Here is a 20,140-nt window from a genome sequence, read left to right on the forward strand (position 1 = left end):
GAATAAAGAAGATATGTTAGATATACTAGACAATTGGATAGTAGAATACAGAGGTAAAAAGTTGGAAAAGGTAGAAAAAGAGATTATATTCAGAACTTGGCAGGGAGATGAGTACGATAAAATGGCAGATTTGGGGTTGAGTCTTGATTATATTAAAAGGAAAAAAGCGCCTGATTTATGGAAATTGTTTTCAGAAATTCTGGGGGAAAGGGTGACGAAAAAGAACTTTAAGCTGATTACAGAAAAAGTTATTGAAAAGCGATTGCACTCTCCTCAACTTTTTAAAGCACCACAACGTCAAGATTGGGGGGATATTCCAGAGGTGCCGATTTTTTATGGCCGTCAAGATGATTTATTAACTCTCAAACAGTGGATTTTAACAGATAGCTGTCGGGTTGTGGGGGTGTGGGGAATGGCAGGAATGGGTAAAACTGCGTTGTCGGTTCAACTTTCCCAACAGCTTGCTAATCAATTTCAATTTGTGATTTGGCGGAGTCTTCACTACCCTCAATCTGTTCTAAATATTCTCACGGATTGGCTACAATTCTTTTCTGCTGATTCTGAAATTCTGTCACCCCATACATTTCCGAATCTAGTTTCACAATTAATGGACTATTTGCGAAATTATCGCTGTCTTTTGGTATTGGATGAGGTAGGAAGCCTTTTCGCAATGGGTCAACTGGCGGGAAAATATCGCAAAGAATATCAGGAGTATGGTTATCTGTTTCGACTGATTGCTGAAACCAAACATCAGAGTTGTTTGTTGCTCATAAGTTTGGAAAAGTCAAGAGAATTGGACTTATTGGATGGGGATAATTACCCGGTTCGGTATTATAAATTGAAGGGGTTAGCTAAACGGGATGCAAAGTTGCTGTTACGGGAGAAAGGGTTAGCGGATGAATCTGAGTTGAGCAGTTTGATTGAACAATATGAAGGAAATCCTTTATATTTGAATATAATTTCTGGGATGATTTTGGATTTATTTAATGGTAAAGCTTCAGATTTTTTGAGAAAAAATGCAACGCTTTTAGATGAGATTAAAGATCTATTGAATGAGTATTTGCAACGGTTATCTAAGTTAGAAATTGAGGTTATGTATCAGTTGGCGATCGCTTCTTCACCCCTTAATATAGATCGAATTCAACAAGCCATTCCGACTCCGGTTTCAGCTTCTTTATTAATGGAAGCTCTAAAATCTTTGAGAGGGCGATCACTTGTTGAAAAAATTACAGAAAACGATGAACCTTTGTTTGTTCTGAGCAGGATTATTTGTCAGTATATTCTCGAGCGGTTTTTATAAATACAGTAGTAAGGGTGGGTGCAGGCTTATTGGTATCAACTTAAGGAATATATAGAAGGCGAAAGTCCGTGCTAATTTTTGAAGTGCTGTAAAGTCAACTTTTGACATTGCAGGACATCGAGCGTAATGTTTAACACTGTTATAAACTACCCCAGAACGCTCTGCGACTTCCTTTAATGTCCAACCTCTCTCGGCTGCCAGTTCTCGGACTTTAACTCGAATTAAACCCATACTTGACAAGAGTTGGCATACCACCGTATACTGATTCAATCTGTAAAACATGATCGTCTTTAGGTCGTGAAAACTCAAAGACGATCTCTTAGAAAACTACCTTTGGGAAAAAATTACCCAAATCTAATTCTATGATAGCAACACTTCAGCCAAATGCACCCGTTATTACCGAATCAAAAATTCTGCATAAATCTCCTATCCTCCATCCCTTAGCGAGATTTGTGACTGAACAGACGGTGGCGTTAATGTTCAATATTCAAGTCGAACAGATTTATCAAATTCAGTGCTGGCGATATGTGGTTTATGTTCATGCTCAGGGAATTAGCCAGTTTGTCAGTTATGCGGATTTTCCCGCTATCTTAGAAGTAGAAGCCCCCAAAACCGAGGATTTTGTGCGGTGGCGTCAACGCTGGTATAGAAGCCGTCGCAGTCAAAAAGCACCGGAGTTTTGGACGAAATTTTATCAATTTCAATTTCATTCCGCCACATCCTGTAAACAATTGTATGAATGGGGTCAATTGGTGGGGTTAGTGAAAATTGCGATCGCACCTTCAGCCATTGAAAGATTAAGACAAGCTTATCAACAACAAAAACAAATCTGGGATCATTGGAATTAATTGGCTCAAAATCGACGGGCTTTATTGATTAATTGGTATTGAGTTAAATGGGGATGACGGATTTCCGAACTAGCACTCGGAGCAGTTGAGTGCTAAAGTAGCCTATTGGTGATTAACAATATTGTAAGATGGCTAAAATTGTTTCGTTTAGTGAAGAATCTCGTAAAGCCTTAGAAAAAGGCGTCAACGCCCTAGCCAATGCGGTGCGAGTCACCCTTGGCCCGAAAGGTCGAAATGTACTGTTAGAGAAAAAATTTGGTGCTCCTGAAATCGTTAATGATGGGATCACCGTTGCTAAAGAAATTCAACTGTCTGACCCCCTGGAAAATACAGGCGCTCGACTGATGCAGGAAGTCGCCTCTAAAACCAATGAAGTCGCTGGAGATGGCACAACAACCGCCGCGATTTTAGCCCAAGCCATGATTCATGAAGGTTTAAAAAACGTCGCTGCTGGGGCTAATCCGGTCGCCATCAGACGCGGAATGGAAAAAATTACTCAAATTTTAGTTCAAGAAATTGAAGCCGTTGCTAAACCCGTTGAAGGAGATGCGATCGCTCAAGTGGCTACAATTTCGGCGGGAAATGACGAAGAAATCGGTCAAATGATCGCCCAGGCGATGGCAAAAGTCACGAAAGATGGCGTGATCACCGTTGAAGAATCTAAATCCATTACCACTGAATTAGATGTAGTGGAAGGAATGCAACTGGATCGGGGCTATATTTCTCCCTATTTTATTACCGATAATGAACGGATGGTGGTTGAATTTTCTAACGCCCGTATCCTGATTACCGATAAAAAAATTAGTTCCATTCAAGACTTAGTTTCTGTTTTAGAAAAAATCGCCCGTTCGGGTCAACCTCTGTTAATTATTGCTGAAGATATTGATGGCGAAGCTTTAGCAACTTTGGTGGTGAATAAAGCCAGAGGCGTGTTAAATGTGGCGGCTATTAAAGCACCGAGTTTTGGCGAACGTCGTAAAGCGATGTTACAGGATATTGCGGTACTGACAGGCGGACAATTAATTTCTGAAGAAGTCGGATTAAGCTTAGATACAGTTTCTTTAGAGATGTTAGGAACTGCAACGAAAGTCACCATTGAAAAAGACAATACGATTATTGTTGCGGATAGCACAACCCAAGCGGATGTCAAAAAACGGGTGGAGCAAATTCGCCGTCAGTTGGAAGAAACCGACTCTGAATATGATAGCGAAAAGCTGCAAGAACGGATTGCTAAATTAGCCGGAGGGGTAGCGGTTATTAAAGTCGGGGCTGCTACAGAAACGGAAATGAAATCACGGAAACTGCGGATTGAAGATGCGTTAAATGCGACAAAAGCCGCTGTAGAAGAAGGCATTGTTCCAGGCGGTGGTACAACGTTAATTCATCTGGCGAAAAAAGTCGATGAATTGAAAGCTCAACTGAGTGATGAGGAAAAAATCGGGGCGGGAATTATTTCTCAAGCCTTAGAAGCACCTTTATATTATATTGCCAGTAATGCTGGAGCCGAAGGTGCTGTGGTGGTGGAAAATGTCCGCAATACTGACTTTAGTATGGGTTATAATGCCTTAACGGGAACCTATGAAGATTTAATTGCTTCTGGGATTATTGACCCAGCAAAAGTGGTACGTTCAGCGCTACAAAATGCCACATCTATTGCGGGATTAGTGTTAACAACCGAAGCCTTAGTGGTGGAAAAACCAGAGAAGAAAGCAGCAATGCCTGATATGGATGCGATGGGCGGCATGGGCGGCATGGGCGGCATGGGCGGCATGGGCGGTATGGGCGGTATGGGCGGTATGGGCATGATGTAGATGCCTTGATGTTACATCCCGGCTGATCTCTAGCTGAATCAGAACAGAAGCAACGGATCTACTCTGATCATTGAGAAATATCCGTTGCTTTGTTAATTTATGATAAATGGAAGCAAGAAGGAACAAAAACCACAAGGAACGTTGTTTGCAAACATTAAATTAACATCATGACAGATCACGATATTCCCCAACTTGATGCGAAAGGATTACGCGAATTTGGCTTAACAACTGGAGCCATTATTATTGGCTTATTTGGGGTTGTATTGCCTTTATTATTCAGACATTGGCCGCCCCCTAGTTGGCCTTGGGTATTAGGAACTCTTCTCATGCTTTGGGCATTAATCTCTCCTAAAACCTTAAATCCAGTTTATCGCCTGTGGATGAAATTTGGGTTATTTATGGGGGTGATTAACAGCAAGATTATTTTAGGTGTCGTCTTTTACGTTATGATGGCTCCGATGGGATTGATTAAACGCCTATTCGGTTCTGATGCGATGCAGCGTCAACTTGATCCTGATCTCTCAACCTATCGGGTTGCGAGTAAAGTAAGACCTAGAGAAAGTATGGAGCGACCGTTCTAGTGTTTGAAGCAACATTAGATTTTTTAAAAGACATTTGGGCGTTCATGAAAGAACGCAAAAAGTATTGGTTATTGCCTCTAATTATTACACTGGTTTTATTAGGGGCTTTGATTGTACTCAGTCAAGGTTCTGCGATCGCACCGTTTATTTATACCTTGTTCTAAACGATGGGGAACTGGAAAACATGGGTAGGAAATCTAGGACTAGCTTTCAGTAGTTTAGTTCTAGGAATCTTCCTCGGAGAAATCGGTTTGCGGTTAGCCAAAATTGAGGGATTAAAAAAGCTTCCTGAACCCGGTCATGAAGTTTTTTCTCCCTCCTTTTTTACGCAATCTGATCCGAATCGAGGGTGGTCAAATCGACCGGGCGCCAAAGGAGGGTGGCAATATGAAGGAGAATCCTACGTTGAAATTAATAGTGATGGATTACGAGATCAAGAATATAGTATCTCTAAACCTAAAAATACCTTTCGCATTGCTATTTTAGGGGATTCTTTTACCTTAGCTTCCCAAGTTCCGGCTCAAGCAAACTACACTTCAGTGTTAGAAAAAACCTTGGGAAACTGTCCAAAATTTAAGGGAAAAAACATTGAAGTTCTCAATTTTGGTGTCGATGGCTATGGAACTGCTCAACAATTAATCACCTGGCGAGAAAAAGTCAAGAAATATAATTCTGATTTAGTGATTCTCTCGTTTTTTATTGGGAATGATGTTATTGATAATTCTCGAAATTTAGAAAATAATTATTATCGACCGTTTTTTGTTTATAATAACGGTCAATTAGAACCGGATTTTTCCTTCCGTAACTTAACACTCAGTTATAGTAATCGCTATTTGATTACAACGGTTGATCATCTTCCTGATTGGTTAGTTAATCATTCTCGAATTTTACAAGTTGCTAAAAAAGCAGAATTAGAATATCGTAAAAACAATTTAGTCAAACACGCCAATCAATTAAGTGTAGCAACCTTTCGAGAACCTGAAGATGATGACTGGAAAGAAGCTTGGCAAATTACTGAAGATCTCCTGAAACTAATTCATCAGGAAGTGAACGAGCAAAAATCAGATTTTTTATTAATGTTGATTGCTGAACCTATGCAAGTTCATAAAGATGAAGAAAGCCGGAAAATTTTCCAAGTTTCTAATCAAATCAATCATTTATATTATCCGAATGAACGATTAAAAGATATAGGAAAACGTCATAATTTCCCCGTATTAGATCTAGCTCCGACTTTTCAAACCTATGCGCAAGAAAATCAAATCTGTTTACATGGATTTGAAAAAAATGGTACGCTGTGTGGAGGACACTGGAACTTAGAAGGACACCAGTTAGCCGCTAAATTAATCGTGAATCAACTGTGTAAAACTGAAAACAAATTATGAAATATTTAAAATCATTATTAGTTAATACCAGCTTAATCTTTGGTAGTTTAATCTTAGCCGTGATTTTTGGTGAAATTGCCTTACGAGTTGCGGGAATTAAATATCCGCCACCCCTACCGCCCGACTCGGAAGCCTTGGCTTATACGGTTAAAGATCCCTATCGGGGTTGGTCTCCTCGACCCAATGCTAAAACCGTTTGGACGGGGGAAGGAGAAACTTCAGAATTAAAAATGAATGCTTTTGGAATGCGCGATTATGAACGAACTTTAGAAAAACCGGCTAATAGTTATCGAGTTGCTATTTTAGGTGATTCTTTTATGGAAGCGTTGCAAGTTCCGTTAGAAAAAACTGCCGCTTCCATTATGCAATCTCAACTCAAAAGTTGTTCAGCTTTAAAGGGAAAAACCGTTGAAGTTTTAAATTTTTCTGTTCAAGGTTATGGCACAGCCCAACAGTTAATGACGTGGCGACATCATGCCCAAAAATTTTCACCGGATTTAGTGATTTTAGGGTTTTATCCGGGTAACGATATTAGAAATAATTATCGACCTTTAGAGCATGACCATTTACGTCCCTATTTTGTGGAAAAGAATGGTCAGCTTGTAGAAGATTTATCCTTCAGAAATTTAAACCCAAACAGTCTTGAGCGCGATTATTATATGTTTTCAAAATTGGATCAATTACCTTATGAATTAGTTGCAAATTCTCGGATTTTACAATTAGTTCGCCAAGCTGAAATTGAATCTAAACGTCGCCAATTAGAAAAAGATTACAAACAAACAGATATTAATTTTTATAAAGAACCGCCTGATGAAAACTGGAAACAAGCTTGGAAAATTACAGAACAATTAGTCACTTTACTCAAAAATGAAGTTACCACCAAGGGTAAAGATTTTATGGTGGTGATGGTGAGTGATTCCTTTCAAGTTCAACCTGACCCAAAAAAACGCCAAAAATTTATGCAGGCTCATCAAATTCAAGATATCTTTTATCCCGATCAACGAATTTATGATCTGGGTCAACGAGAAGGATTCTCTGTTTTGCGACTCGCAGAACCGTTACAAAAGGAAGCTGAAAAAACAGGCGTTTGTTTACATGGATTTAAAAATGCAGAAGCTTGTGGCGGACATTGGAATCGAGAGGGAAATCGCCTCGCTGGTGAATTAATCGCCAATCAAGTTTGCCAACAACTGATGAGTCAATCTTCAAAGTCTCAAAAATAAAATTAACGTGAAATTGTGTTAAAATTACTCTATCATCTACTGTATTGCCTTCAAAAAAGTTTATTTTTATCATTAGTATGAAAAATTTTAAATTCTTACATAAAGCTAAAGAAGGAGTAAAAATAGGGTTAATTAATTTAGTCGTTTTATTCGTTTTTTTAGAAATTGGTTCCTTAATTTTTTATTATTTTAAACATCAACAATTTTACTATACCCGTGAACGTTCAGAAAATGTACAAGATTTAGGAATTAACTTAGAAGGGGTTCGCGTTGGCGAATCGATTGTTGAACGATTACACCCCTATTTTGGATATATTCAAAAACCTGGCCCCGATTTTAGACCCGGATTTAAGTATAATAATTACGGGTTTATTTCTCCCTACGATTATCCGTACAAAAAAACAAATCCTAATCAAGTGATTGTTGGGGTTTTAGGCGGTTCTGTAGCATCTAACTATTCAATTTATGAAATCCAAAATAAAATATTAGAGAAAAAGCTGCAACAACTCCCTCAATTTAAAGGGAAAGAATTAATTATTTTATCTTTAGCCATTGGAGGCTATAAGCAACCCCAACAGTTAATCGCCTTAAATTATATGTTAGCTTTAGGTCAAGAATTTGATTTAGTGATTAATATTGATGGCTTTAATGAAATTGCTCTATCTAATCTTAATAATCAAAGTAAATTGGATTTTGCGATGCCTAGTACATCCCATGTTCAAGCCTTAACGGGTTTAGCAAATAACAGTCTTTCTACAAAAGCCCTAAAAGCTTTATTAAATCTAAAAGATACTAAACCTAAAATCAAAAATGCCTTAGAAACCTTAAAAGATTGTCCGTTAGCGTCCTGTCATGTGGTGATGTCTTTGTATGTTCAGGAATTAGTTAAAACCTATCGCCGAGATGTTGGTCGCTTTGAACGATATCGTCAGAAACCGGATGATGATAATGGCAATTCTGAAAGTGTGATTTATTTTTATATGGAAGATCAGGTTTTCCCTGATGATAAAATTTTCCAAAATATTACCAATTATTGGGCGAAAAACTCAATTTTAATTCATCAAGTTTTAGCCGCGAATAATATTCCTTATTTTCATATTTTACAACCGAATCAATATTATCCGACTCAACGAGTATTTAGCGAAGCGGAAAAGAAAGTTGCATTCAGTGACGATAGCCCCTATAAAGATTCGATAAAAAAAGGATATCCGCTTTTATTAAAACAAGCCGATGAACTGAAAGCGAATCAAATTAATTTCTTTAATGGGGTTTCTATTCTCGATAATGCCAAAGAACCCGTTTATATTGATAATTGTTGTCATTATACCAAGCCTGGAGAAACAATTTTATCAAATTTTGTTGCAGATTCCATCGTTAATGTTTTAAAAAATAAGCCAACTCCAAAGTAGTTAATCTACTGTGAACTTCCCCAATCCTTACAAATGTCTTAACTGTAATTCTTATCTCTATTAAGCTGAATCCTATCTGATAGCAAAAAAATGACATAGAACTGGTACTTGTGCCAAAATCTAACTCAATGATTAATCTATACTTAAAGATTATTAGAATCAACAACCTCTAAGCCCCAAAATCTCGATTCTCTTGATACTATAGTAACAATCAGCCCCCTCCAGGGAATTAAAACCTTAATTTCATCTTATATTAATACAATGCAAAGAAAAACACCCAATCTTCCAAGCTTTGCTTTAAAAGGATCAGCTCTAGGATTCTTAATTATAGGGATATTAATTTCACTAGCAAGTTTATTTCCGTTTTATCCTGGGTTTAAACAAGAAGAAAAAAAGTCAATTTTGTTAGAAACCCAGGATCAGATTTTGGTCTCTTCTTCCGATCAAACCGAACGCCATCCAGGGATAATTCATGCCGGAATCTGGACGACGGCGAGTATTTTAATGGGAGTCATTGCCATTGGTGCTAGTTATGTTGTGATTATGATTCGTCCGCTTATGAATCAAATGCAAGCAGAAATCTTAGAACGAAAAAAAGCCGAAGTTGCGTTACAAAAAGAAAAAGACTTTTCTCAAACGATATTTAATGAAAATCCAGCCTTTTTGATTCTCTTAGATGCCGATGGAAAAGTACAACTGATGAATGATATTATGTTAAAAACCCTTGGTTATGAACTAGAAGAAATTAAGGGAACAGATTATACAGCCACCTTTGTTCCCCGTCGCAATGGCGATTCTTTACCTTGGGTTTTTGAACTGATGATACAGCGGCGTTTACCCATTCGCACTGAAGAACGAATTTTAACCAAAGACGGTCAAGAACTAATTGTTGAATGGAATGGTCGGGCAATTTTTAATGAAGAAACCGATGAATATGAATACTTTGTCGGTGCGGGGTTAGATATTACAGAACGAAAACGTGCAGAAGAAGAATTACTGCTGCTCCAACGGATTACAAAAGAAGTGAGTTCGGCTCATGATTTTGACACAGCTTTAGAAGTGGTATTGCGATTAGTTTGTGAAACTATTGGTTGGGAATTTGGAGAAGCTTGGGTTCCCCATCCTCTGGAAAACTATCTTGAATGTAGTCGGATTAGTTATCATCGAGTAGACAATTTAGAAGAATTTCAACGCCTGAGTCAACAGTATATATTCCAACCCAATCAAGGTTTAATTGGACAAATTTATTCTTCTCAAAAACCGAAATGGATTTTTGATCTCGAACAAGAATCACAAGAGGAATTCCCCCGCAAAAATATTGCTATCCCTTTTGGACTTAAAGCAGGATTTGGTTTGCCCATTGTGGTTGAGCACCAAGTTTTAGTAGTTTTAGTCTTTTTTACCATCATCAATAAACCCGAAGATCAACGATTATTGAATTTAGTTTCCTCGATTGGTGCCCAGTTAGGAACTGTCTTTCAACGCAAACAAGCGGAGGCTAAATATCGGAGTATTTTTGAAAATGCTATCGAAGGTATTTTTCAAATTAGCCGAGATGGAGAATATATTCGCGTTAATCCCGCCTTTGCCACGATTTTAGGCTATTCATCCCCCGATAGTTTAATTGGTACTAATTCATTCATTCGAGAAGTATTTGCTCATCACCAGCAATTTTATCAAATGATGGATTTACTCGATAAAGACCATGAAATTAATAATTTTGAAGCTGAAGTTTATCGATCTGATCATAGCTTGATTTGGATTTTGGCTAATATTAGAGCAATTTTAGATAGTAAAAAAGAGCATATTTTATATTATGAAGGTTCCATTGTAGAGATTACAAGTTTTAAAGAAACAGAAGAAAAACTGCGTTATAGTGCTTCCCATGATTCCCTCACTAATCTATGGAATCGAGCTTTCTTTGTCGAACATCTTAAACAAGCTATCCTTCAATGTCAAGAACAAAAAGGTTATCATTTTTCTGTCTTATTTTTAGATTTAGATGGATTTAAGTTTATTAACGATAGTTTGGGACATGGAAGCGGCGATCAATTATTAATTTCCATTGCCCAACGATTGAAAATGTGCTTAAGAAATGGGGATATTTTAGCTCGATTAGGGGGCGATGAATTTACAATTTTATTAGAAAATGTCGAATCTTTAGAGGAAATTAAAGAAATTGCAGAACGAGTTTTACAAGTGTTAAAAAAACCGTTTAATCTGGAAGGAAATCAAATCTTTACCGGAAGCAGTATTGGTATTGTTCAAAGTTCCTCTGAATACCTTTTACCCTCGGAAGTCTTGCGGGATGCAGACACCGCCATGTATCGCGCCAAACAGCAAGGAAAAGGCTGTTATGTCGTGTTTGATGCGACCATGAGAACCGATGCGTTAAGACGGTTACAATTACAAACTGATCTCCGTTGGGCGATTGAACGTCATCAATTTCAACTGCATTATCAACCGATTATTGATTTAGAAACAGATGAAATTTCTGGGTTTGAAGCGTTGTTACGGTGGGAACATCCCCACGAAGGTTTTATCTCTCCGGCTGAATTTATCCCCGTTGCGGAAGAAGCGGGATTAATTGTTGATATTGGGGAATGGGTGTTACGAGAAGCGTGCCGTCAATTATACCAATGGAAACAAAAGTTTAATGGTCATCCTCGATTAAGAATGAGTGTTAATTTATCGAGTCAACAATTTACGCCGGATTTAAGTCAAAAAATTGATCGAATTTTGAATGAAACTCAAGTCAGTGGAGGAGAATTAAAATTAGAAATTACAGAAACAGCCTTGATGTCTGATCCTCAATTGGCAATTACGACGTTAAACGAACTCAAACACCGTAATATTAAACTTTGTATTGATGACTTTGGAACCGGATATTGTTCTTTGGGATATTTACACCAATTCCCGGTAGATATTTTAAAAATTGATCGCTCCTTTGTGAGCCAAATGTTCTTCGATGAAAATAAGCGCGAATTGGTAAAGGTTATTGTCACTTTAGCTCATAGTTTAGGAATGGATGCGATCGCCGAAGGCATTGAATCCCAAGAGCAATTATATCAGTTAAAATCCTTGCAATGTCAATATGGTCAAGGATTTTATTTTTCCAAACCCCTCAATGCTCAGGAGGCTGAACGATTGTTAGATAAAGCTTCGATTTAGAGAAATTTAATTCCCAAGATTCAACGTTTTCTATTAAAATTTATTGATCAATTTAGGAGTTTAAGGTTATGATTGTTTCTAATCCTTTGCCGACAGATTTATTAGAACATAAACCTCAGTTTCAAGATAGTTTTTCTATCACAATCGCCCCTCTTTTAGTCGAGGAAATTTATGCTTTAGCCGATGATCCGAGAAATGGTGCCATTGTGGTCATGAGTGGAATGGTGAGAAATCAAACCAACGGTCAACCTGTGGAATCTTTAGAATATCAAGCTTATCAACCGATGGCGTTAAAAGTGTTTGAAAACATTGCAACAGAAATTCGTCAAAAATGGTCAGATGTTACTCGTGTCGTGATTCATCATCGCATTGGCCGCTTAAAAATTGGCGAAATTAGTGTTTTAATTGCAGTGGGTTGTCCCCATCGTCGAGAAGCATTTGAAGCTTGTCAATATGCTATTGATACCTTAAAACATACCGCCCCAATTTGGAAAAAAGAACATTGGAAAGATGGGTCTAGTAGTTGGGTGAGTATTGGCGCTTGTGAAACCAATTGTTAATCAGATTAGAGGTTCCTATACCTGCAATAATTCTGAGATTTTCCCCTAGAGACGTTCCATGGAACGTCTCTACGGAAATGGATTTCTATCTCTTAAATTGATGATTTGGCAATAATGCGATCGCCAGATTGTATATTAATAGTCGATTGATTTTTAATATAATCAATCACCGCATCCACAAACAAAAACCCAGTATCAACCGAATTTTTTCCCGCTTTCATCATCTCATAACCATCTCCACCATTTAACATAAAACTATTCGTAACAACGCGATAGGTGGCGTTTAAATTCAAAGGTTTTGATTGTCCGTTTTGCTCAATAATTGAAACTGAAATAACACGGGAACCGATGGGTGCTTTCGGATCATAAATGAATTGTAATCCGGCTACTTGGGGAAATTGCCCTTCTCCTAATTCAACTTTGCTGACCCCATGTTCTAAGGCTTGTTTAATTTGTGCTCCCGTTAAGTCTACACGACCAATGGTATTGCCAAAGGGAAGCACTTCAATCACTTGACTCACACTAATATTTCCGGGGGGAATACTAGCACGAATTCCGCCAGAATTTAAAATCGCAATTTGTGCGCCATCGGATTTTAATTGATTTAAAGCAGCGTCCGCGATTAAGTTTCCTAAATTGGTTTCTTGGGTGCGAACTTTATCCCGACTTCCCTCTAAAAGAATATTGGTTTTGCCAATAATGGTTTGACGTAAGGTATTTAATGGGGCTGCCAACGCTTCTAATTGTTGAGAAAAACGACTATCCGGTGGAATTGTATTGTCAATTGCATGGGGTAAACCTTGCCAAGAAATAACTTCTCCATTGGCGTTAAATTTAACCTTTAAATCTCCTAAATATTTCCCCCATTCCCAGTCTGTCACCACTAAAACGGTTTTGCCATTGGGTGTGGTTTCTACAACGGGATAAGGTTGTGTTGCATTCGGCATCGAACCCAAGGGAGTGTGGGTATGTCCACCGATAATAATATCAATATCATCGATAGTTTTGGCTAAGTTCAAATCTGATTCAAACCCAATATGAGTCAAACCAATAATTTTATTAATGCCTTGTTTTTTTAAGTCTGTAACTGCTTGTTTTGCCGCTTCCACTGAATTGATAAAGGTGATCCCTTCCCCTGGACTTGACATTTTAGCGGTGTCTTCGGTTGTTAAGCCAAAAATCCCTATTTTTTCACCATTCACTGATACAATAGACCAAGGTTTAACTAAACCTTTTAAGGGGGAAAAATCGGCTATTTTTAGATTAGCAGAAACTAGAGGAAATTGAGCTTTTTTAATAAAATCAGCTAACACGGTTTGTCCGCGATCAAATTCATGGTTTCCCAGGGTTCCGACTTGATAATTCATCTGATTATAAAACGGTAAATCTGCTTGACCCAAATAGAAATTAAAATATAAGGTTCCCTGAAAAATATCACCCGCATCTAAAAGAAGGGTTTCTTTAGGGTTTTCGGCTTTTAAGCGATCAATTAAGGTTTTGCGTTGAGCAATTCCTCCTAATTGAGTTTCCTTACTCGTGATGGGTTCTAAATGAGCATGGTGATCATTTGTGTGGAGAATTCTTAAGTTAAATTCCGGTTCAAATACTCCTAAACTGCGGGGGGCGATCGCTAAAATTAAACCGATTAAAAATAAACCAAAACCCCATTTTAATATCCGTTTCATAGTCGAATTAGTAGTTATTCAAAAGGTTGAATTCAAGTTTAATAATTCGGGTTTCTCCTTGTTCAGCTATTTTCTATCTAAAATCTTGAGAAACCCGGTTTTAAATTCCTTTAGGATTGCTGTTGTTCAGCTTGATTATCTTGAGATTCTGAGGGTTTAGATTCTTCATGAACCACTTGAGGAACTTCATAATTAATATCACCAAAAACAGAAATAAAATTCCCCATTTCCGGTGTATCACTGACGATAGAAAATTGTTCAGGATAGAGAATTACATTTTCATATTCAAAACCTGGTTCTCCCGTTTCACTTAAAATCGTCAGGTCAACTGCATACCCTTCTTTGGGACGTTCATAACATTCAATGACTGTTCCAATTGTTCCTTTCGGAATCATGGATTTTCCGAAATTTGCGGGAATATCCACTAACGTTTTAATCCGATCATAAGTTTGTGCTTTCATAATTGAGTCCAAAAGGGAAGTCAAACAAACAGTTGGGGGTTTGAAGTCATAATGGCTGTGACCTGTCCAAGCTGTAGGGTTGGGTCTATCATAGCGGATTAGTTGGCATTCGTCTAATGATTTTTTACCTCAAAATAAAAGGGTGATTAATCATCAGATGGAGATGAAAATTCAATTAAGTTTAAATGATGAGGATTTTTCAGTAAATATTGGGAAACTAAATAGCCAGAAATTGTCCAAGTTTGATACAATCTAGCTTGACGACCAATGATTTTTCCATCTTCATCATCATAATATTCTGGCCATTCATCATCAGCTAAATATTTTTCAGCGATGGTGATAGCATGATTCGCGATTGCTTCCTGACCCATTTTAATTGACGCGGCGGTTAATGACCACATTAAAACAGGCCAATTTCCCCCATTATGATATGACCAAGGTACATTTTTGGGATCGCATCCTGTAATAATTTCCCAATCTCGCCCCATGACAGCCGGATAACAAATTTTGAGTGGCATTTCTCCGATTAAATTTGACCATTGTTGCTCAATTAAAGTTAAAATAGCTTGAGATTGTTTCTGGGTTGTTAAGGAACTAATAATGGATAATAAATTGCCTTGAGTAAAGAACCGAAAATCGATCCAACCAACCCCTACATTTCCGACTAAATAACCGCCTTTGCGATCCAACCATCGTAACACCCAACCGGGAACCGTATTCGCATAAATATTAAATTTATTTAAAGCCGTTTCTCCAAATTCTTCGGTTTGGTAGCGATACACTCGACGCAATAAAGCCGGATCTAACCAATAGTGATGTCGGATATATTTAATTAACCGATGTAAACGATTTTCGATATCTAAGGCTTGAATAGCTTCAGCATTTAATAATTCTAATCCGGCTTTTAAAGCAATATAAAATAACGCTTGAATTTCAATCGGATTGCCATAAACTCCCATGCGTCGATCTATCATAAAAGCTCCTTCAGGAACCAACAAGGTTGGAGTCATATCAAAGCGTTTAGCCAAACACAAGTCTAATAATAATTGAATTCCCCGTTGAAATTCAGGACGATGGGCAATTTTTTCTTCAGGAACATTCGCTTGATCACAAGCTTTTTCATAGATTTTTAATAGAAAAATCCACCATAATCCTGAATCAACGGGAGTGACCCGACCAATAGCGCGTTGACCAAAATCCGCTTTAATTTCCTGTTGATTAATCACTAAAAAACTAGCAGGCATTAATCCCTGTCCAGGTCTAACCCATTCGCCATTTTGCGGATCTTGGCTTAAAAGATCTTGCCGAACTTCTGCAAATAATCCTTCTCCTGAAATGGAACTTTCCCAATCTAATTGTAAACCTAAAGTCACCTCTAAAAAATTTCTAACAATTTCTCGTTTTCCCTGCATTAAAAATGCTAATCCGCAGGGAAAGAAATCTCTGATGAAACATTCATTATAATTGAGTTGTTCTTCGACTAATACCTTTTCTGTTGCGGCAACAGTTCCCACCGGTTTACCATTATAAAATCGAATCGATTGTTGTAATAAAGCTTCTGCTTCTGCAATTAAACTGTGATTCATGGAAAAACACTAAACCTTCACACTCAGCCTAATGTTATTTTATCAAAAATAGAAACTTTAAGAATCTAAACGACCACAGAACTCTAAAATAGAGATCAAGGATCTGTCATCAGGCTAACTTCCCCTGTGGAATTTATAGCAGTCACTTTCATGACAGTGTTTGACAAAAACTAATGCTTAAAGCTAGAGTCTTGTTGCCTTTTCCTGCGTATACATCACTAAAACCGAGAATGCTTACTCCCTATCAAGTTGGTGGTAGTTTACATAATAATGATCCGACTTATGTGGTACGTTCCTGTGATCATCAACTGTATAACGCCTTAAAATCTGGAGAATTTTGTTATATTTTTAATTCCCGACAAATGGGAAAATCTTCATTATTAATCCGAGCTAAACATCAACTTGAAGCAGAGGGATATCGTTGTGCAATTGTGGATATGACCCATATTGGTAGCCAAGAAACCACGGCATTACAATGGTATAAAGGGATAATGATAGATTTATTGAGAGGATTTAGGTGTCTTGAAAAACTCAACTTTAAAGCGTGGTGGCAGCAACAAGAAGAACAGTCTTTATTATTAAAATTTAGTCAATTTATCCAAGAATTATTATTGAATCTATTTCCCCAAGACAATCTTTGTATTTTTATTGATGAAATTGATAGTATTCTCAGTTTAAACTTTCCCTTAGATGATTTTTTTTCCTTCATTCGAGCTTGCTATAATCAACGAGCAATTCATCCTGAATATAAACGCTTAACCTTTGCCTTATGCGGTGTAGCAACCCCTTCTAATTTAATCGCCGATAAAACCCGCACCCCTTTTAATATTGGTACAGCCATTAATTTAACCGGGTTTACTTTAGAAGAAGCGACACCTTTAGCTGAAGGATTAACCGGAATTTTTCAACACCCTAAAGACATTCTAAAAGAAATCTTAACTTGGACAAATGGACAACCTTTTTTAACTCAAAAATTGCTAAGATTATCGGTTTTAAATATTAATCAATTTAACTGTCAAGCTGACTTTTATGCCCATAATTCAGTATTTTGGATTCAAAACATCGTGCGAACACAAATTATTGAAAAATGGGAATCCCATGACGAACCGGAACATTTCCGAACCATTCAAAACCGCATTTTTAAACATCAGGAATGTGTGCCTCGATTACTCATAATTTATCAACAAATCTTACAAGGATCTGAAGTTATTAGTGATGGTAGTCCTGAACAAGTCGAACTCTTATTATCAGGTTTAGTGATTAAAAACGATGGAACTTTAAAAGTTAAAAATCGAATTTATCAAGAAATCTTTAATTTAAGTTGGGTTGAAGAACAATTAGAAAAATTACGCCCCTATTCCCAAACCTTTGAAGCTTGGCTACTTTCCGGTCAACAAGATGAATCTCGGTTATTAAGAGGAAAAGCCTTACAAGATGCTCAGATTTGGTCACAGGGAAAAAACTTAAGCAGTTTAGATTATCAATTTATTGCCACTTCCGTTGAATTAGAACGAAAAGAACTACAATTAACCTTAGAAACTGAACGTGCTAAAGCCATTAAAATTCAACTAGCAGACCAACACCAACGATTATTACAACAACAAAAAACCACTCAATTACAACGTTTATTATTAGGCACTATCAGTCTAGGATTTCTCGTGGCTTGTGGTTTAGGATTATTTGCATTTCAACAATACAAAGAAGCAAAAATTAACGAGATTAAAGCCTTAGCTTCTTCGTCAAAAGGTTTATTTGCCTCTGATCATCAATTAGATTCGATGATTGATGCGATTAAAGCTAAACGAAAATTAGAAACTTTAGCAAAGGTTGATCAAAAAGTAACAAAAGAAGTAGAAATTGCCTTGAGGCAAACCGTTTATTATAACAATGAATTTAACCGTTTAATCGGTCATAAAGGCAGTGTATTAAGTGTTGATATTAGTCCTGATAATCAATTCATTGCCACAGCTAGTAACGATAAAACCGTTCAACTTTGGAAACGAGATGGCACCTTATTAAAAACCTTAAAACATACAGCAACCGTTCATCGAGTAGCCTTCAGTCCAGACGGTCGCCTGATTGTTTCAGCCAGCTTAGATGGGATGCTAAAAATTTGGCAGATTGATGGCACTTTAGTCAAAATTATTCAAGCTCATCAAACCCCAATTTGGGGAGTCACCTTTAGTCCTGATGGTCAATGGATTGCCTCAGCCAGTGGTGATAAAACTGTAAAATTATGGCGAGTTGATGGCACACTTTGGAAAACATTAATCGGACATCAATTAGCGGTTTGGAACGTTGTATTTACTCCCGATAGCCAAATGATTGCTTCCGCCGGAACGGATAAAACCATTAAACTTTGGAATCTCAATGGCAAGTTACTCAAAACCCTAACAGGACATCAAAATGCTATTTGGGATTTAGCTTTTTGTGCTTCCTCAAATTCATTGGTTTCAGTTAGTAGTGATAACACCGCTAAACTGTGGAAAACTGACGGAACGCTGGTCAGAACACTTTTAGGAACCCATCCCATGCTAGGAGTTGATTGCCACGGTCAATATATTGCCACCAGTGGTACCGATAATCAAGTTAAAATTTGGAAAATAGACGGCACATTTATTAGAAACTTAAAGCGTCATCGGGCCGTCATTCGAGATGTAGCCATGAGTTCCGATGGTTTAATGGTGGCTTCCGCCAGCGACGATGGTACAGTCAAACTTTGGCAACGGAATCAATATTTATTAAAACCTCTTTACCGTCATCAAAGTACAATTTGGGATCTAACAACTCATGCAGATGGAACATTAATTGCTAGTGTTAGTGCAGATAAACAGCTAAATTTATGGCAAACGAATGGCTTACTTTTACAAACTTTAGAATTTAAAGAATACAGTTTTAGAAGTGTAGATTTCAGCCCAAATCGACCGATTTTAGTAGCAGGAACTGATCAAGGAAATATTGAAATCTTGAGTTTAGAAAAGGACAATCAATCCCACCTTAAACTGTTAAAAACTTTAACCGGGCATCGGGCAGCCATTTATGCAGTTGCGATCGCTCCTGATGGCAAAACTATTGTGTCTGGGTCAGATGACAATACCATCAAAATCTGGAATTTTGAAGGCAAATTACTATATACAATTAATGCTCACCAAGAAAGAATTTGGAAATTAGCATTTAGTCGGGATGGTCAACTTTTGGCTTCAGCTAGTGAAGATGGCACTGTTAAACTTTGGACACCCGATGGCAAGCTGATCAAAACACTGATCAGTCATGAAGGCGCCGTCTGGGGTGTTGCGTTTAGTCCTCAAACAAATCTCCTCGTTTCTGTTAGCCGGGATGACACTCTCAGCTTTTGGAAAACCGATGGAACCTTACTCAAAACTATTCAAACAGATAGTCAAGGTTTAACACGAGTTGCCTTTAGTCCTGATGGTCAAACCCTTGCCACTGGGGGTTATGATAATACAATCAAATTATGGAGTTTAAAGGGAGAATTACTCAAGACTTTACCCGGACATCAAGGAACAGTTATTAGTCTTACGTTTACTGCTGATGGCAAATTTTTAGTATCGGGTGGAGATGATGGCACACTGATTCTTTGGGATTTAAAAAAAATTCAAACCCTCAATGAAATTGATGATGCTTGTGATTGGGTAGCCGATTATTTACAAACGAATATTGAAGTCGATGACAACAAGTATTTTTTATGTTTATAGCAGATTTTTAATTCCCCTTTCTTAAAATTTCCGAAAAAACTTTTAAATTCCTCTTTTTCCACAGATCATGTAATCTTTGGTGTCGATTGTAGCGATCCGGGTGAATTTATTGCGACTGGTGGTAATGATAATGCCGTCAAAATTTGGCAAACCGACGGAACTTTTCTGAAAACATTAAGCAAACACAATGGGTTGGTTCGGGATATTGCCTTCAGAAGTGAGGGACTGATGGCGGCTTCTGCCAGTGATGATGGATGGTAATTTGATCATTTCTGGTAGCGACGATCGCACCGTTATATTATGGGATTTAGAGAAAATTCGGAATTTAAAAAAACTAGAGTATGCTTGCAATTGAGTGCGAGATCAGACGGGAACAAATATTAAAGTTGAAAAGAGCGATACGCCTA

16 protein-coding genes are annotated in these 20,140 nt (G+C 37.6%); 12 read left to right on the top strand and 4 right to left on the bottom strand.

Annotated elements, in window-relative coordinates:
- Positions 1 to 1,300, top strand: a 1,300-nt coding sequence (locus ACKPEB_RS00245) for an NB-ARC domain-containing protein (RefSeq protein ID WP_408962751.1), incomplete at its 5' end; no start/stop codon positions are given.
- On the opposite strand, the gene ACKPEB_RS00250 is transcribed toward ACKPEB_RS00245, so the two are convergent.
- Complete coding sequence (locus tag ACKPEB_RS00250; protein WP_408962775.1) at positions 1,295 to 1,531, bottom strand: XRE family transcriptional regulator; 237 nt, start codon at positions 1,529 to 1,531, stop codon at positions 1,295 to 1,297. The two genes, ACKPEB_RS00245 and ACKPEB_RS00250, sit on opposite strands and share 6 nt — an antisense overlap.
- 131 nt (positions 1,532 to 1,662) lie before the next feature.
- On the opposite strand from ACKPEB_RS00250, the gene ACKPEB_RS00255 reads away from it, so the two are divergent.
- From ACKPEB_RS00255 to ACKPEB_RS00295, 9 genes are all read left to right on the top strand, one after another.
- Positions 1,663 to 2,148 (top strand): hypothetical protein, encoded by a 486-nt coding sequence (locus ACKPEB_RS00255; protein WP_408962752.1) that lies wholly within the window; start codon positions 1,663 to 1,665, stop codon positions 2,146 to 2,148.
- Positions 2,149 to 2,276: 128 nt separating this feature from the next.
- Positions 2,277 to 3,959 carry a chaperonin GroEL gene (gene groL / locus ACKPEB_RS00260; RefSeq protein ID WP_408962753.1) on the top strand — a complete coding sequence of 561 codons (1,683 nt, stop codon included), beginning with the start codon at positions 2,277 to 2,279 and terminating at the stop codon, positions 3,957 to 3,959.
- A gap of 167 nt (positions 3,960 to 4,126) precedes the next feature.
- Positions 4,127 to 4,540 (top strand): SxtJ family membrane protein, encoded by a 414-nt coding sequence (locus ACKPEB_RS00265; protein WP_408962754.1) that lies wholly within the window; start codon positions 4,127 to 4,129, stop codon positions 4,538 to 4,540.
- Positions 4,540 to 4,704, top strand: coding sequence for a DUF5989 family protein (locus ACKPEB_RS00270; RefSeq protein WP_408962755.1), 165 nt, complete (start codon positions 4,540 to 4,542; stop codon positions 4,702 to 4,704). The genes ACKPEB_RS00265 and ACKPEB_RS00270 overlap by 1 nt, the downstream gene beginning before the upstream one ends.
- Before the next feature lie 3 nt (positions 4,705 to 4,707).
- Positions 4,708 to 5,922, top strand: coding sequence for an SGNH/GDSL hydrolase family protein (locus tag ACKPEB_RS00275; RefSeq protein WP_408962756.1), 1,215 nt, complete (start codon positions 4,708 to 4,710; stop codon positions 5,920 to 5,922).
- Positions 5,919 to 7,145 (top strand): SGNH/GDSL hydrolase family protein, encoded by a 1,227-nt coding sequence (locus ACKPEB_RS00280; RefSeq protein ID WP_408962757.1) that lies wholly within the window; start codon positions 5,919 to 5,921, stop codon positions 7,143 to 7,145. The genes ACKPEB_RS00275 and ACKPEB_RS00280 overlap by 4 nt, the downstream gene beginning before the upstream one ends.
- Before the next feature lie 77 nt (positions 7,146 to 7,222).
- The gene (locus ACKPEB_RS00285) at positions 7,223 to 8,554 is read left to right on the top strand and encodes a hypothetical protein (protein WP_408962758.1); all 1,332 of its coding nucleotides are present in this window, start codon (positions 7,223 to 7,225) and stop codon (positions 8,552 to 8,554) included.
- Between the two features lie 426 nt (positions 8,555 to 8,980).
- Entirely contained in the window at positions 8,981 to 11,725 is a 2,745-nt protein-coding gene (locus tag ACKPEB_RS00290) for an EAL domain-containing protein (RefSeq protein ID WP_408962759.1), read from the top strand.
- A 68-nt stretch (positions 11,726 to 11,793) separates the two neighbouring features.
- The gene (locus tag ACKPEB_RS00295; protein WP_408962760.1) at positions 11,794 to 12,285 is read left to right on the top strand and encodes a molybdenum cofactor biosynthesis protein MoaE; all 492 of its coding nucleotides are present in this window, start codon (positions 11,794 to 11,796) and stop codon (positions 12,283 to 12,285) included.
- Between the two features lie 92 nt (positions 12,286 to 12,377).
- Here ACKPEB_RS00295 and ACKPEB_RS00300 read toward each other — a convergent pair whose 3' ends face one another.
- The 3 genes from ACKPEB_RS00300 to ACKPEB_RS00310 all read right to left on the bottom strand — a co-directional run bounded on the left by ACKPEB_RS00300 (position 12,378) and on the right by ACKPEB_RS00310 (position 16,017).
- Positions 12,378 to 13,970 (bottom strand): bifunctional metallophosphatase/5'-nucleotidase, encoded by a 1,593-nt coding sequence (locus tag ACKPEB_RS00300; RefSeq protein WP_408962761.1) that lies wholly within the window; start codon positions 13,968 to 13,970, stop codon positions 12,378 to 12,380.
- A 110-nt stretch (positions 13,971 to 14,080) separates the two neighbouring features.
- The gene (locus ACKPEB_RS00305; RefSeq protein WP_408962762.1) at positions 14,081 to 14,431 is read right to left on the bottom strand and encodes a DUF4926 domain-containing protein; all 351 of its coding nucleotides are present in this window, start codon (positions 14,429 to 14,431) and stop codon (positions 14,081 to 14,083) included.
- A 146-nt stretch (positions 14,432 to 14,577) separates the two neighbouring features.
- The gene (locus ACKPEB_RS00310) at positions 14,578 to 16,017 is read right to left on the bottom strand and encodes a glycoside hydrolase 100 family protein (protein ID WP_408962763.1); all 1,440 of its coding nucleotides are present in this window, start codon (positions 16,015 to 16,017) and stop codon (positions 14,578 to 14,580) included.
- Positions 16,018 to 16,247: 230 nt separating this feature from the next.
- Between ACKPEB_RS00310 and ACKPEB_RS00315 the strand changes: the two genes are divergently transcribed.
- Positions 16,248 to 19,733, top strand: coding sequence for an AAA-like domain-containing protein (locus ACKPEB_RS00315; protein ID WP_408962764.1), 3,486 nt, complete (start codon positions 16,248 to 16,250; stop codon positions 19,731 to 19,733).
- Positions 19,734 to 19,805: 72 nt separating this feature from the next.
- The gene (locus tag ACKPEB_RS00320) at positions 19,806 to 19,994 is read left to right on the top strand and encodes a WD40 repeat domain-containing protein (protein ID WP_408962776.1); all 189 of its coding nucleotides are present in this window, start codon (positions 19,806 to 19,808) and stop codon (positions 19,992 to 19,994) included.
- Positions 19,995 to 20,140 lie beyond the last annotated feature (146 nt).

Source organism: Planktothrix sp. (assembly GCF_046067725.1).
GTDB lineage: Bacteria > Cyanobacteriota > Cyanobacteriia > Cyanobacteriales > Microcoleaceae > Planktothrix.